This is a genomic window from Neisseria mucosa, assembly GCF_003044445.1.
Lineage (GTDB): Bacteria > Pseudomonadota > Gammaproteobacteria > Burkholderiales > Neisseriaceae > Neisseria > Neisseria mucosa_A.
Map to the genome: position 1 here is coordinate 1 of NZ_POWX01000014.1, position 14845 is coordinate 14845.

10 protein-coding genes are annotated in these 14845 nt (G+C 54.1%); 4 read left to right on the forward strand and 6 right to left on the reverse strand.

What is annotated here, in order from left to right; genetic code table 11:
- The coding region (locus DBY90_RS13680) for an IS3 family transposase (RefSeq protein ID WP_159069391.1) at positions 1 to 87 on the forward strand (87 nt) is incomplete at its 5' end.
- A gap of 80 nt (positions 88 to 167) precedes the next feature.
- On the opposite strand, the gene DBY90_RS08570 is transcribed toward DBY90_RS13680, so the two are convergent.
- The gene (locus tag DBY90_RS08570) at positions 168 to 1574 is read right to left on the reverse strand and encodes a DEAD/DEAH box helicase (RefSeq protein ID WP_070494078.1); all 1407 of its coding nucleotides are present in this window, start codon (positions 1572 to 1574) and stop codon (positions 168 to 170) included.
- 458 nt (positions 1575 to 2032) lie between these two features.
- Between DBY90_RS08570 and DBY90_RS08580 the strand changes: the two genes are divergently transcribed.
- Positions 2033 to 2281, forward strand: a complete 249-nt coding sequence (locus DBY90_RS08580; protein WP_003757173.1) for a hypothetical protein — start codon at positions 2033 to 2035, stop codon at positions 2279 to 2281.
- Positions 2282 to 2466: 185 nt separating this feature from the next.
- Here DBY90_RS08580 and DBY90_RS08585 read toward each other — a convergent pair whose 3' ends face one another.
- A complete protein-coding gene (locus DBY90_RS08585) occupies positions 2467 to 3108 on the reverse strand; it encodes a GrxB family glutaredoxin (protein ID WP_070494071.1) in 642 nt (213 codons plus the stop codon).
- 146 nt (positions 3109 to 3254) lie between these two features.
- On the opposite strand from DBY90_RS08585, the gene DBY90_RS08590 reads away from it, so the two are divergent.
- Positions 3255 to 5468, forward strand: coding sequence for a RelA/SpoT family protein (locus DBY90_RS08590; RefSeq protein WP_070494068.1), 2214 nt, complete (start codon positions 3255 to 3257; stop codon positions 5466 to 5468).
- 339 nt (positions 5469 to 5807) lie between these two features.
- Here the strand turns inward: DBY90_RS08590 and adhP are convergent, their stop codons facing one another.
- Positions 5808 to 6851 carry an alcohol dehydrogenase AdhP gene (gene adhP, locus DBY90_RS08600; RefSeq protein WP_081452105.1) on the reverse strand — a complete coding sequence of 348 codons (1044 nt, stop codon included), beginning with the start codon at positions 6849 to 6851 and terminating at the stop codon, positions 5808 to 5810.
- A 449-nt stretch (positions 6852 to 7300) separates the two neighbouring features.
- Between adhP and DBY90_RS08605 the strand changes: the two genes are divergently transcribed.
- On the forward strand, positions 7301 to 8776 hold the full coding sequence (locus tag DBY90_RS08605; protein ID WP_070494065.1) for an aldehyde dehydrogenase family protein: 1476 nt from the start codon (positions 7301 to 7303) through the stop codon (positions 8774 to 8776).
- Between the two features lie 127 nt (positions 8777 to 8903).
- Here the strand turns inward: DBY90_RS08605 and DBY90_RS08610 are convergent, their stop codons facing one another.
- From DBY90_RS08610 to dnaE, 3 genes are all read right to left on the reverse strand, one after another.
- On the reverse strand, positions 8904 to 9155 hold the full coding sequence (locus tag DBY90_RS08610; protein ID WP_070494062.1) for a hypothetical protein: 252 nt from the start codon (positions 9153 to 9155) through the stop codon (positions 8904 to 8906).
- Positions 9156 to 9386: 231 nt separating this feature from the next.
- Positions 9387 to 10865 (reverse strand): 4-hydroxy-3-polyprenylbenzoate decarboxylase, encoded by a 1479-nt coding sequence (gene ubiD / locus DBY90_RS08615; RefSeq protein WP_070494059.1) that lies wholly within the window; start codon positions 10863 to 10865, stop codon positions 9387 to 9389.
- A 129-nt stretch (positions 10866 to 10994) separates the two neighbouring features.
- Positions 10995 to 14429, reverse strand: coding sequence for a DNA polymerase III subunit alpha (dnaE, locus tag DBY90_RS08620; protein WP_070494056.1), 3435 nt, complete (start codon positions 14427 to 14429; stop codon positions 10995 to 10997).
- Positions 14430 to 14845: the final 416 nt, after the last annotated feature.

Consider the following 14845-nt stretch of genomic DNA (forward strand, 5'->3'; position numbering starts at 1 on the left):
GATTACTACAACCGCGAGCGTTGCAGTTTGAAATTGAAAAAGCTGAGTCCTGTCGCATACAGAACCCAGCTTGCACAGAGCGCCTGAATAGGCTTTTATGAGTGTCCAAGATTTGGGGGCCAGTTCACTTTTTCAGACGACCTTTTGGATTTAATGGAGAGCCGGCTTTATTTCGTACCGTAATTGGGTTGCAGCAGGGCGCAGGGTTGGCGTTCCCTGCGGCTGCGGCGGCTGCGTCCGGCGATGGTGCCGCAGGCGGCGCTGGGATCGGTTTTGTCGGCTTTTGGTGATTTGTCGCCGCGCTCGTTACGTTCATTGCGTTCGCTGCGGTTGTTCCGTTCGGAACGGTTTCTGTCGCTGCCGCGGCTGCGGGTCGGGGTGGTTTGGGTGTCTGCGGCGGCATCGCCGTCGGCGTCGGTTCCCCACCACTGCGGCTCGAAGCCTTCGATGCGTTCGACTGCCAAGTCGTTGCCGGTCAATTCTTTGATGGCTTCAAACATTTTTTGCTCGGTTTTGTCCATCAGGGAAATGGCAACGCCGTCCGCGCCCGCCCTGCCAGTGCGTCCGATACGGTGGACGTAGTCTTCGGGCTGGGTCGGCAGTTCGTAGTTGATGACGAAGGGCAGTTCGGCGATGTCCAGTCCGCGTGCGGCGACGTCGGTGGCGACGAGGACGCGCAGGCTGCCTTCTTTGAAGGCGTTGAGGGTTTCGAGGCGGCTTTGCTGGGATTTGTCGCCGTGGATGGATTGGGCGGCGAGGTTGCGGCGCACGAGGTCGCGGGTCACTTGGTCAACGCTTTGTTTGGTTTTGCAGAACACGATGACTTGGTTCATCTGCAAATCGACAATCAGCCGCTCTAAAAGATTGCGTTTTTTGAGCGCGTCAACGGCGATGATGTGCTGCTCGACATTGGCGCTGGTGGTGTTTTGCGCGGCGACTTCGACGATTTCGGGCGCGTTCATGAAATCTTTGGCAAGTTTGCGGATGGGCGGGGCAAAGGTTGCGGAAAAGAGTAGGGTTTGGCGTGGCTTGGGCAGCATCTGCATGATTTTGCGGATGTCGTCGATGAAACCCATATCCAACATACGGTCGGCTTCGTCGAGGACGACGATTTCGACTTTATTTAGGTTGATGTTTTTCTGTTTGACGTGGTCAAGCAGCCGGCCGACGGTGGCGACGACGATTTCGCAGCCGGCGCGCAGGTCGGCGGTTTGTTTGTCCATGTTGACGCCGCCGAAGAGGACGGTGTGCCGCAACGGCAGGTTTTTAATATAGCCCTGCACGTTTTGGTCGATTTGGTCGGCAAGTTCGCGCGTCGGGGTCAATACGAGCATACGCACGGGGTGCATCGCGGGCGAGGTACTGGAAGTGGCGTAGCGTTTGAGGCGTTCCAGGCTGGGCAGCATAAAGGCGGCGGTTTTGCCTGTGCCGGTTTGGGCGGCGGCGAGCAAGTCGTGGCCGGCGAGTGCTTTGGGGATGGCGGCGGCTTGGATGGGCGTCGGGTTTTCATAACCTTGTTCGGTCAGCGCGGAAACGATTTCGCTGCCAAGCCCGAGTGAGGCGAATGGATTCATGGCGGTATCTTTCTGTCCGGACGGGATGCGGAATGCCGCATGGGGTCGTCTGAAACGGGAGGATGTTTTGATTGTGTGTTCGGTAGGATGCCGCCGGCAAAGTGTGCGGCCGGTTTACGGCAAACCGCAGAAGGGGGATGTGGTCTCTGCGGTATGGAAAGGTAAGCGCGATTATGCCATAAAACCCTTGCGCCGCCCAACGGCAGGCGGTCGGGACGTTGGGATTGGGCGGTGTCGCCGGGATGGGAAGGAAATTTTTTACATTGCCATGCCGGCGGCGTTTATGTCCCTTAAATTTTTGAAACCGCTTATCATTTCCTGACGGCATTTACTGTCATAGTTCAAACTTATCGAAAACTTTCATATGTAAATGAAACTAAATCGTACTAATGGGACTCTGTTTTGAGACAGACGCAAATTTGCGCTGTAAACCATCAATCACAATAGGAATATACGACATGAAAACTTTATTGATCGCCGTTGCCGCTGCAAGCCTGATGCTGGGTGCCTGCTCTAGCAGCAAAACTACTGAAGAAGCTAAAACCCCTAGCGTAAGCGTTGAAGAGGCAATCGCTCAATGTCAACAAGCTTCCGGTGCAAACCAAGACCGCGCCGTGTTCGATGCATGTATGAAAGACAAAGGCTACCAACGCAGCGCCGCTGAAGGCGCAGCCGCAGCTGCTGCTTCTGCACCTGCCGCACAATAAGCACAGCTAGGAATTATTGATGTATCACCCGATCTGTTCGGGGTCATACATCAACAATTTCTCGCCATGCTTGTTCCGCCTGATTCCATTCACTCCCGGAAGGTAGGGCGGGCGCAAACGGAAAGGTCGTCTGAAAACTGTTTTCAGACGACCTTTCCGTTTGTTTTATCCGGCGGATTCGGTTATTACAAGGCGCGGTCGAAATACAGCGGCACACCCGATGCTTCGCTCATGCGCAGCAGGTAGTCCATAATCTTCTGCGGCCATTCGACACCGCGCACGACGGTCAGGTTGCGCAATATCGGGAACACCAATATGTCTTCCATGCCGATTTCGCCGTTCAAGCCTGCTCCGCCTTCTGTCATCAGCGTTTCCAGTTCCGCCAAATCCCCGTTCAGCCGTTGCACATACTGACCGGTTTTGTCCAAATTGGTGGCGAAGCTGCCGATATTTTTCTCTTTTTTGTCCGTGAAATATTTCACCGCTTCTGCTGTTTCAAATTCAGGCAGCCCGATTTTCACCACGCGCGGCTGGACGAGTTTCAGGTTGTATTCGCCCACTTTGTCCAACCATGCCTGGATTTCAGGGCGGGTTTCATCTTTCAGACGACCCTCGCGGTCAAGATAGCGGACAACGTCCAAACTCTCGCCCATAAACGAACCGTCTTCTTTTTGCAGGATGGGCACTTGTTTCGCGCCAATCATGCCGATCGGTGTCGCCTCGTCATCGTTTGCCAGCACGACTTCTTCAACGTCCGCGCCCAACAGCCCCGCTGCCATCCGCGCCCGCACGCAAAACGGGCAATGGTCGTAAACATACAGCTTCATCGGATATTCCTTTTCAAGTTCATCAAACGGACGAACCATATCATTTAAGGTCGTCTGAAACAACCCGCTTACATACAACAGCCCGCAAATCCGCTTTACAACCTGTTACAATAAACCTGTTTTTATCGAAACGAAAAGACACCATCATGACCAACACCAGCCCGATTCAAGACACGCAAAGCGCGACTCCGCAAGAATTGCGCGAATGGTTTGACAGCTACTGCGCCGCGCTGCCGGACAACGATAAAAACCTCATCGGTACCGCATGGTCGCTGGCGCAGGAACACTATCCCGCCGATGCCGTCACGCCGTATGGCGAACCGCTGCTCGACCATTTGCTCGGCGCAGCGCAGATGGTCAACGAACTCGACCTGCTCCCCGATGCCGTCGCCGCGACGCTGCTTGCCGACATTGGACGCTACGTCCCCGACTGGAATCTATTGGTTTCCGAACGCTGCAACAGCACCGTCGCCGAGCTGGTTAAAGGTGTGGACGAAGTGCAGAAGCTAACCCATTTCGCCCGCGTCGACAGCCTGGCTACGCCCGAAGAGCGTGCGCAACAGGCCGAAACCATGCGTAAAATGCTGCTGGCGATGGTAACTGACATCCGCGTCGTGTTGATCAAACTCGCCATGCGCACCCGCACCATGCAGTTTCTCAGCGAGGTTCCCGACAGCCCCGAAAAACGCGCCGTCGCCAAAGAAACCCTCGACATCTTCGCCCCGCTCGCCAACCGTCTGGGCGTGTGGCAGCTCAAATGGCAGCTCGAAGACCTCGGCTTCCGCCATCAAGAACCCGAAAAATACCGCGAAATCGCGCTGCTTTTAGACGAAAAACGCACCGAACGCCTCGAATACATCGAAAACTTCCTCAATATCCTGCGCGGCGAACTCAAAAAATACAACGTTCATTTTGAAGTCGCCGGCCGTCCGAAACACATCTACTCCATTTACAAAAAAATGGTGAAGAAAAAACTCAGCTTCGACGGGCTGTTCGACATCCGCGCCGTGCGGATTCTGGTCGATACCGTTCCCGAGTGTTACACCACGCTGGGTATCGTCCACAGCCTCTGGCAGCCCATCCCCGGCGAGTTCGACGACTACATCGCCAACCCCAAAGGCAACGGCTATAAAAGTTTGCACACCGTTATCGTCGGCCCCGAAGACAAAGGCGTGGAAGTGCAAATCCGCACCTTCGATATGCACCAATTCAACGAATTCGGTGTCGCCGCGCACTGGCGTTACAAAGAGGGCGGCAAGGGCGATTCCGCCTACGAACAAAAAATCGCCTGGTTGCGCCAACTCTTGGACTGGCGCGAAAACATGGCGGAAAGCGGCAAGGAAGACCTCGCCGCCGCCTTCAAAACCGAGCTTTTCAACGACACGATTTACGTCCTGACCCCGCACGGCAAAGTCCTTTCCCTGCCCACGGGCGCGACACCCATCGACTTCGCCTACGCCCTGCACAGCAGCATCGGCGACCGTTGCCGCGGCGCGAAAGTCGAAGGGCAAATCGTGCCGCTGTCCACCCCGCTCGAAAACGGACAGCGCGTCGAAATCATTACCGCCAAAGAAGGGCATCCTTCCGTCAACTGGCTCTACGAAGGCTGGGTCAAATCCAGCAAGGCAATCGGCAAAATCCGCGCCTACATCCGTCAGCAAAACGCCGACACCGTGCGCGAAGAAGGCCGCGTCCAACTCGACAAACAGCTTGCCAAACTCACGCCCAAGCCCAACCTGCAAGAGCTTGCCGAAAACCTCGGCTACAAAAAACTCGACGACCTCTATACCGCCGTCGGACAGGGCGAAATTTCCAACCGCGCCATCCAGAAAGCCTGCGGCACGCTGAATGAACCGCCGCCCGTACCCGTCAGCGAAACCACCATCGTCAAACAGTCCAAAATCAAAAAAGGCGGCAAAACAGGCGTCCTTATCGACGGCGAAGACGGCCTGATGACCACGCTTGCCAAATGCTGCAAACCCGCGCCGCCCGACGATATTGTCGGCTTCGTTACCCGCGAACGCGGCATTTCGGTACACCGCAAAACCTGCCCGTCTTTCCAACACCTCGCCGAACAAGCGCCTGAGAAAGTGCTGAACGCAAGCTGGGCGGCATTGCAGGAAGGACAAGTGTTCGCCGTCGATGTCGAAATCCGCGCCCAAGACCGCTCAGGCCTTTTGCGCGACGTATCCGACGCGCTCGCCCGCCACAAACTCAACGTTACCGCCGTGCAAACCCAGTCCCGCGACTTGGAAGCCAGCATGAGGTTCACGCTGGAAGTCAAACAGGTCAACGACCTCCCGCGCGTCCTCGCCAGCCTCGGCGACGTCAAAGGTGTCTTGAGCGTCACGCGCTTGTAAGGTGGAACAAAAGGTCGTTTGAAAAACGGATTTCAGGTTTTTCAGACGACCTTTTTATGAGAATACTTGCGAAGATTTAGAGATTTGGCCATTCGTTGAGTTAACTGCGATCATACCTGTCGGTGCGTGAATGACGGCGCAAGTTTTTTTATAGTGGATTAACTTTAAACCAGTACGGTGTTGCCTCGCCTTGCCGTACTATCTGTACTGTCTGCGGCTTCGTCGCCTTGTCCTGATTTAAAGTTAATCCACTATATTTTCATGCCGATAAATTAAAGGTCGTCTGAAACCCCAAAACAAGGTTTCAGACGACCTTTTTAGTCAACTGCCCACATCAAATTAATGATGACCGCAGCCGCATTCTTTTTTCATGTCGATAACCATGCGACCGGTGATTTTGCCTTCGCGCATTTCTTGGAAGATTGCCGGAGCTTCGTCCAAGGCGCGCAGTTGGACTTTCGGTACCACCAAGCCTTCTGCGCCGAATTGGAAGGCTTCTTCCAAGTCTTTGCGCGTGCCGACCAGCGAGCCGACCACTTCGATGCCGTCCAAGACCAGACGCGGGATGGACAAGTCCATAGATTCGGGCGGCAGACCGATGGCAACGACGCGGCCGCCAGCGCGGACGCAGTCTACGGCAGAGTTGAACGCGGCGGCGGATACGGCGGTAACAACGGCTGCGTGTGCACCGCCGGTTTTTTCCTGAATCACTTTGGCAGCGTCTTCTTTAGCTGCATTAATCACCAAATCTGCGCCGCTTTCTTTAGCGAATGCCAGTTTTTCATCGTTGATGTCGATGGCGACGACGTGTGCGCCGAATACTTTTTTCGCGTATTGGACACCCAAGTTGCCCAAACCGCCCGCGCCGTAAACGGCAATCCATTGTCCCGGACGCACGCCGGAAACTTTCACGCCTTTGTAAGTGGTTACGCCGGCGCAGGTAATGCTGGAGGCTTGTGCGGGATCAAGTCCGTCGGGTACTTTAACGGCGTAGTCCGCATCGACGATACAGTGGGTCGCCATGCCGCCGTCGGCGGTGTAGCCTGCGTTCAATACGGAACGGCACAAGGTTTCGCGGCCGGTATTACAGTATTCGCACGAACCGCAGCTTTGGAACAACCATGCGATGCTGACGCGGTCGCCGACTTTCAGGGCATCCGCGCCCGGAGCGACTTCTTTGACGATGCCGATGCCTTCGTGTCCCAACACGCGCCCCGGTTTTTCGCCGTAGTCGCCTGCCGCAACGTGCAGATCGGTATGGCACACGCCGCAATATTCGACTTCAACCAACGCCTCGCCGTATTCCAACGGGCGCACTTCGCGTTCTACAACTTCTACATCGCCCTCTACATTTTGATTCACAACAACAGCTTGCATCTTCATGGTGTTCTCCTTGGCATTCGTAAGAAATCCGTAAAAGGTCGGGTAGGAGGTAAACCCCCTGTAGAGGTAACCTCCCTGTAAATGAGAATACTCCCCTTCATTTCGCCGTGTCAACACCCTATCTTTTTGAAAAATAAGAAATAAAATGTTATATCATAACATTTTGCCTGCCTGAAAATATGCCCACCAAGACGCTGAAAATTTCTTACACATATCATGTAAAAAAGATCGTCTGAAAACTTTAAATACATTAACAAACCTGCTTCATTTTCATACGGGGCCAAGCCTTGCTGGATTGAATTTCCTATTTTAGAAAATTACATATTTGGAATTTTGAGAACGTTATCACTTTTAATGCTTGAACTGAAAGAGAAAAAATACTATTCTATTTTCAGACGACGTTTGAGGAACGTCCAAAACCTAAGAAAGACAACTAAGGAGACAGCATCATGGCAAAAGATTTAAATGTGTTTGATAAAGAGTACGGCCTCTTGATTAACGGCGTGTGGACCAAACCCGGCGCGCTTTTGGATTCATACAATCCTGCCAACGGCGAATTGCTGGCTAAATTTACCGACGCATCCGATGCCGATGTTGATGCTGCGGTTGCCGCCGCGCAAGAAGCGTTCAAAACATGGCGCAAAACCACCACCACCGAACGCGCTGCCATCCTCAACAAAATCGCCGATGTGATTGACGAAAACTTGGAATTGTTCGCCTTGCAGGAAACTCTGGACAACGGCAAACCCATCCGCGAAACCCGCGCCGCCGACATCCCGCTGGCTTCCGACCATTTCCGCTACTTTGCCAGTGTAATCCGCGGCGAAGAAGGCACTGCCACCCAGCTTGACTCCGAAGACCTGTCTATCGTTCTGCGCGAGCCTATCGGCGTGGTCGGTCAGATCATTCCGTGGAACTTCCCCTTCCTGATGGCGGCTTGGAAAATTGCGCCCGCACTCGCCGCAGGCTGTACCATCGTTATCCACCCGTCTTCCAGCACTTCGCTGAGCCTGCTGTCGTTCGCTCAAAAAATCAACCACTTGCTGCCTAAAGGCGTGTTGAACATCATCACCGGACGCGGTTCTAAATCCGGCGAATACATGCTGCACCACAAAGGCTTCAACAAACTCGCCTTTACCGGCTCGACCGAAATCGGCCGCCACATCGGCATCGCCGCTGCTGAAATGCTGATTCCCGCCACCTTGGAACTGGGCGGCAAATCTGCCAACATCTTCTTTGACGACATGCCGTTCGACAAAGCCCTCGAAGGCGCACAAAAAGGTATTTTGTTCAACCAAGGCCAAGTGTGCTGCGCCGGTTCGCGTATCTTCGTACAAGAAGGCATTTACGACAAATTCGTCAACGCCTTGGCGGAAGAATTCAAAAAAATCAAAGTCGGTTTGCCTTGGGAAGACGACACCCAAATGGGTTCTCAAGTCAACGCCGGTCAGCTTGAAACCATTTTGAAATACGTCAAAATCGGCGAACAGGAAGGCTGCCGCATCATCACCGGCGGTAAGAAAATCGAAGGCGAATTGGGCAAAGGCGAATTTGTCGAGCCGACCTTGATTGAAGCCGGCAGCAACAGCACCCGCGTCGCCCAAGAAGAAATCTTCGGCCCGGTTGCTACCGTGATTAAATTCAAAACCGAAGAAGAAGTCATCAAAATGGCGAATGACAGTGAATACGGCTTGGGTGGCGCAGTGTGGAGTACCGACATCAACCGCTGCCTGCGCGTTTCCAATGCGCTGGAAACCGGCCGCGTTTGGGTGAACTGCTACAACCGCCTGCCCGCAGGCGCACCGTTCGGCGGCTATAAAACTTCAGGCATCGGCCGCGAAACCCACAAAATGATGCTCGCCGCTTATACTCAGGTGAAAAACATCTACATCTCCACCCGCGAAGAGCGCGAAGGCTTCTATTGATTGCCAGCTGAACATCGCTTATTGATGTAGAAAAAAGGTCGTCTGAAACCCGGATTCGGGTTTAGGCGACCTTTTTTGAAATTGTAGTCAGGTCATTGTTACCTTATCGACGGTTCAAATTACCTACTCAGCTAAAAGCCTGCCACACCACCGAAGCAATGATTGTCCAAGCAAATACCATTCCCGCTGCCAATATCATCACAAATACCAGCCAGACGGCAATTTCCATCTTACGTCCAGTCAATACGCGCCGTACTTTCCGCCGGCCGCCATGCCGATATGCACGGCGCAGAACGGAAATGCGCTTTTTGCCGTAGCTCAGGAAATCCCAAGTAGCGACAAAGAGTTCGAGAACGCCAGCTACAAAATCCAATACCACTATTTAAACTCCGTAAAATATACTGGCGTTATAGTAAATCCAAACAAGGAATCCCTATTCCGTCATGTACGCGCAGGCGGGAATCCGAGCCCTGATTTATCAGGAATATTTAGAGGTTGCCGCGACTTCAAACTTCTGGATTCCCGCCTGCGCGGGAATGACGGTAATTGAATCTTCCCTGTTCCAATCCGCTGTAAAAAACCTTTTCAGACGACCTTTTGATATTCGGGTTTATAAACCCAGCTCCCCCCAAATCTCATCAATCTTAGCCGTAACCGCAGGGTCTTTTTTGATCACCCGTCCCCATTCTCGGTCGGTTTCGCCCGGCCATTTGTTGGTCGCATCCAAGCCCATTTTGCCGCCGAGTCCGCTGACGGGGCTGGCGAAGTCGAGGTAGTCGATGGGCGTGTTTTCCACTAAAACGGTATCGCGTACGGGGTCCATGCGCGTGGTGACCGCCCAGATGACTTCTTTCCAGTCGCGCACGTTCACATCGTCATCCACCACGATGATGAATTTGGTGTACATAAACTGGCGCAGGAACGACCAGCAGCCCATCATCACGCGCTTGGCGTGTCCGGCGTACTGTTTTTTCATGCTCACCACTGCCATGCGGTAGGAACAGCCTTCGGGCGGCAGGTAGAAATCGGTGATTTCGGGAAACTGCTTTTGCAAGAGCGGTACGAACACTTCGTTCAACGCTACGCCCAAAACGGCGGGTTCATCGGGCGGTTTGCCTGTGTAGGTGGAATGGTAAATCGGGTTTTCGCGCATGGTGATGCGCTCGACCGTAAACACGGGGAAATGGTCCTGCTCGTTGTAATAGCCCGTGTGGTCGCCGTATGGGCCTTCCAACGCGGTTTCGTTCGGATGAATGACGCCTTCCAGCACGATTTCGGCGCGAGCAGGCACTTGCAAATCTTTGCCGATACATTTCACCAGCTCCGTCCGCGAACCGCGCAGCAGTCCGGCAAACTGGTATTCGCTCAAGGTATCGGGAACGGGCGTTACCGCGCCCAAAATGGTGGCGGGGTCGCAGCCGAGTACGACGGCGACGGGATACGGCGTATCGGGATTGAGTTTGCGGAACTCCTGATAATCCAGAGCGCCGCCGCGATGCGACAGCCAGCGCATAATCAGCTTGTTTTTGCCGATTAATTGCTGACGGTAAATGCCTAAATTCTGGCGTTTTTTGTGCGGACCGCGCGTTACGGTCAAGCCCCACGTTACCAGCGGCGCAACGTCTTCCGGCCAGCAATGCTGAATCGGAAGTTTATACAAATCAACGTCTTCACCTTCCCATACGATTTCCTGACACGGCGCGTTTTTCACCACGTTCGGCGCCATGCTCCAAATATCTTTCAACAGCGGCAGTTTGGAAAACGCGTCTTTAATGCCTTTGGGCGGTTCGGGTTCTTTCAAATACGCCAGCGTCTGCCCGATTTCGCGCAGTTTGGACACGCTGTCCGCACCCATGCCCATCGCCACACGTTCGGGCGTGCCGAACAGGTTCGCCAACACGGGATAATCGTAGCGCGTACCGTCGGGCTTAATCGGGTTTTCAAACAGCAACGCCGGCCCTTCGGCACGCAGCACGCGGTCGGCGATTTCGGTCATTTCCAAATGCGGGGAAACGGGATGCGCGACGCGCTTGAGTTTGCCCTGCTGTTCAAGCATGGCGATGAAGTCGCGTAGGTCTTTGTATTTCATGTTGATCCTTATTTGAGGTCGTCTGAAAGCCAGATTTTGGATTTCAGACGACCTGAATCATCAAATTTTGTCAGATTTTTTACGGAAGTTTCAATCGGTTCCGAAATAAACCTATGGTTTACCAACACACTACCAATTCACGCGTACCGCCCGACTGCCGAGCAGTTTTTCCAATTCATCGAATAACGCGGAGCTCGGCGTAACCATCCATTTCGGCGGCACCTGAAACCTGCCCGACGCTTTGTCGTTGCTGTACGACAGTTGCAACGGAATGTGCGACGTGTCGGGCAGGCGGTGGGCGGTGAGGATGGTAGCGAGGCGTTCGATGTCGTGGCCGGGGGCGAGGGCGAGGCTGAGGCTGCGGGCGTAGCGTTCGCGCGCCATTTGCAGGGTCATGACTTGGTTTGCCATGATGCGTAGTCCGTCGCCGCCGCCGTAGTCGTCGCGGCTGACTTTAGACTCGATAATCAGCACTTGGTCGGATTTGAGGTAGTCGGCGCAGTTTTCCAGCGTCTGGCCGCTGACCATGATTTCAATCTGCCCGCTCAAATCTTCGAGGCTGACGAAGGCGATTTTGCCGCGTTTGCCCATCATGGTGCGCACGGCGGTAACGAATCCGGCGAGGCGCACGCTGTCTTGCGGTTTCAGACGACCTAATTTGGTCGGGGCGATTTGACGGACTTCTTGGGCATACGGGCCGAACGGGTGACCGGACAAGTAGAAGCCGATGACGGTTTTTTCTTCGGCGAGTTTTTCCGATTCGCTCCACATGGGCGCATCGACGAGCTGCACCGGTTCGATGGCGTCTTCCATCATGTCGAAAAGTCCGCCCTGATTGGCGTTGGCGGCTTTTTGGTCGGCGTTGTTCATGGCGAGGTCGATGTTTGCCAAGAGCATGGCGCGGTTGGGTTCGATGCTGTCGAACGCGCCGCCGCGTATCAGGGCTTCGAGGGTGCGGCGGTTCATGTGTTCTTTGCCGACGCGCTCGCAGAAGTCCAAGAGGCCGGTAAACTTGCCGCCGCTTTGCCGCGCGGCGATGATGGATTCGACGGCTGCTTCGCCGGTGCCTTTAATCGCGCCGAGTGCGTAGCGGATTTTCATGTTCGGATACGGCGTGAAGCGGTAGTCGGATTCGTTGATGTCGGGCGGCAGGAACTCGATGCCGTTGGCGCGGCAGTCGTCGTAGAAATGTTTGAGCTGGTCGGTGTTGTCCAATTCAGACGACATGGTTGCCGCCATAAATTCGGCGGGGTAGTGGGCTTTGAGCCATGCGGTCTGATAGGAAATCAGGGCGTAGGCGGCGGCGTGGGATTTGTTGAAACCGTAGCCGGCGAATTTTTCCATGTAGTTGAAGATTTCGTCGGATTTTTCGCGCGAAATGCCTTGTTTTGCCGCGCCTTCGGCGAAGATTTCGCGGTGTTTCACCATTTCTTCGGGCTTTTTCTTACCCATGGCACGACGCAGCAGGTCCGCGCCGCCGAGCGAGTAGCCGCCGATAATCTGCGCCGCCTGCATCACTTGTTCCTGATACACCATAATCCCGTAGGTCGGCGCGAGAATGCCTTCGAGCAGCGGGTGGATGTATTGGAATTCCTGACCCTTCATGCGCGCGACGAAGTCGGGGATGTTGTCCATCGGGCCGGGTCGGTAGAGCGATACGAAGGCGATGAGTTCTTCAAACTTGGTGGTGTGCGCCGTTTTCAGCATTTTTTTCATGCCGGTCGACTCGAACTGGAATACGGCGGTGGTGTTCGCATCGCGGAAGATTTTGTAGGCGGCTTGGTCGTCGAGCGGGATTGTGCCGACATCGACAATATCGCCGGTGGTGTTTTTGATGTTGTCCTGCGCCATTTCGATAATGGTCAGGTTGCGCAGGCCCAAAAAGTCGAACTTCACCAAGCCCACGTCTTCCACGTCGCCCTTGTCGTACATGGATACGGGCGAGGCGGATTCGTCTGCCTGATACACGGGGCTGTAATCGGAAATCTTACCCGGCGCAATCAACACGCCGCCTGCGTGCATACCCAGACCGCGCGTCAAATCTTCCAGCTTTTTCGCCAGCGTAATCAGTTCGTCCGCTTCTTCCGCTTCGATCAATTCCTGAATTTGCGGCTCCGCCTTCATCGCGTCGTCCAAACCCAAAGGTTTGTTGGCTTCCAGCGGAATCAGCTTCGACAGTTTGTCGCACAGGGTAAACGGCAGCTCCAGCACGCGCCCCACGTCGCGGATTACCGCTTTGGACGACATCGTGCCGAAGGTCACAATCTGGCTGACCGCCTCCGCGCCGTATTTTTCGCGCACATATTCAATCACGCGCCCGCGGTTTGCCTGACAGAAGTCCACGTCGAAGTCAGGCATGGAAACGCGTTCGGGGTTTAGGAAACGTTCGAACAGCAGCGCGTATTTCAGCGGGTCGAGGTCGGTAATCTTCAGCGAATACGCCACCAGCGAGCCCGCGCCCGAACCGCGTCCCGGTCCGACCGGACAGCCGTGCGTTTTTGCCCAGTTGATAAAGTCTTGTACAATAAGAAAGTAGCCGGGGAATTTCATCTGGATGATGATATTCAACTCAAAATCCAAACGTTCCTGATATTCTGGCATTTTCGCCGCCCGTTCCGCCTCGTCGGGATAAAGCTGAACCATGCGTTCCTGCAAGCCATCGTTGGATAGTTTCACCAAATAATCGTCCAGCGACAAGCCGTCAGGCGTCGGGAACAGGGGCAGGAAGTTTTTGCCCAACGTGATATGGATATTGCAGCGTTTGGCGATTTCCACCGTGTTTTCCAAGGCTTCGGGCAAGTCGGCGAAACGTTCCAGCATCGTTTCCGGCGGAATGAAAAACTGGCTCGGCGTAAAATCGCGCGGACGTTTCTTGTCCGTCAGCACCCAGCCGCCCGCGATGCACACCCGCGCCTCGTGCGCGTTGAAATCGTCGCGGCTCATAAACTGCGTCGGATGCGTCGCCACCACCGGCAAACCCAACTCCTCCGCCAGCTTCACACTGCCCGAAACCCAAGCCTCCCATTCGGGACGCTCGGGCAGGCGTTGCAGCTCCAGATAAAACGCATCGGGGAACCACGCCGCATACTTCAACGCCGCCGCACGCGCCGCGTCTTCATTGCCGTTCAAAAGATTCACGCCCACTTCGCCGTAATGTGCGCCGCTCAAGCAAATCAAGCCGCTGTTGTCGCCGTTTTTCAGCCATTCGGGATTGAGTTCCGCATGATGGACATTGCGGTCTTTGCCGACATAAGCCGCCGTCAAAAGTTCGCTCAAACGCAGATAACCCGCATCGTTGCGGATAATCAGCATGGCGCGGAACGGCTTGTCGGGCGCATTCGGATTACCTATCCACACATCCGCCGCACCGACGGGCTTAATCCCCGCGCTGCGGCAGGCCTTATAGAATTTCACCAAACCGAATTCGTTCATCAAATCGCTGATGCCCAAAGCAGGCAAACCGTATTCCTGCGCTTTGGCAATCAGTTTTTTAATCCGCACCATACCGTCGGTAATCGAAAACTCGGTATGCAGGCGCAGCGGGATGTAGGTCGGCTCGGTCATGGCAAAATCGGCGTGAACAATAAAAGGCGTATTGTAGCAGGGTTGGAAAAAGGTCGTCTGAAAACGAGCACGGCGAGTTTCGCCAAAAGGAGAGTAGCGGGTTTTCAGACGACCTTGAAAGAAAAATAGTATGTAAAACAGAAAAAATTTTCTATTCTATTTAAATTTTATAAAAAACAAAATAAAAACCGACCAATGTACAGATTTAGCATTCAAACGGTATGAAATTTCCGAAATTTTACGATTTAATTACAACAAAATCCGATATTAAAATATGAAAAACGGGAATTAATATTGCATTTGCAATTCCAGCGGGTACAATGACGCAAAATGCTTATCGGCATAGAGAATGCGGTTTCTCCTGCATATTTCAATATCAATAAAGACCGCCTGATACGGTTGTATCGTGTTTCAAA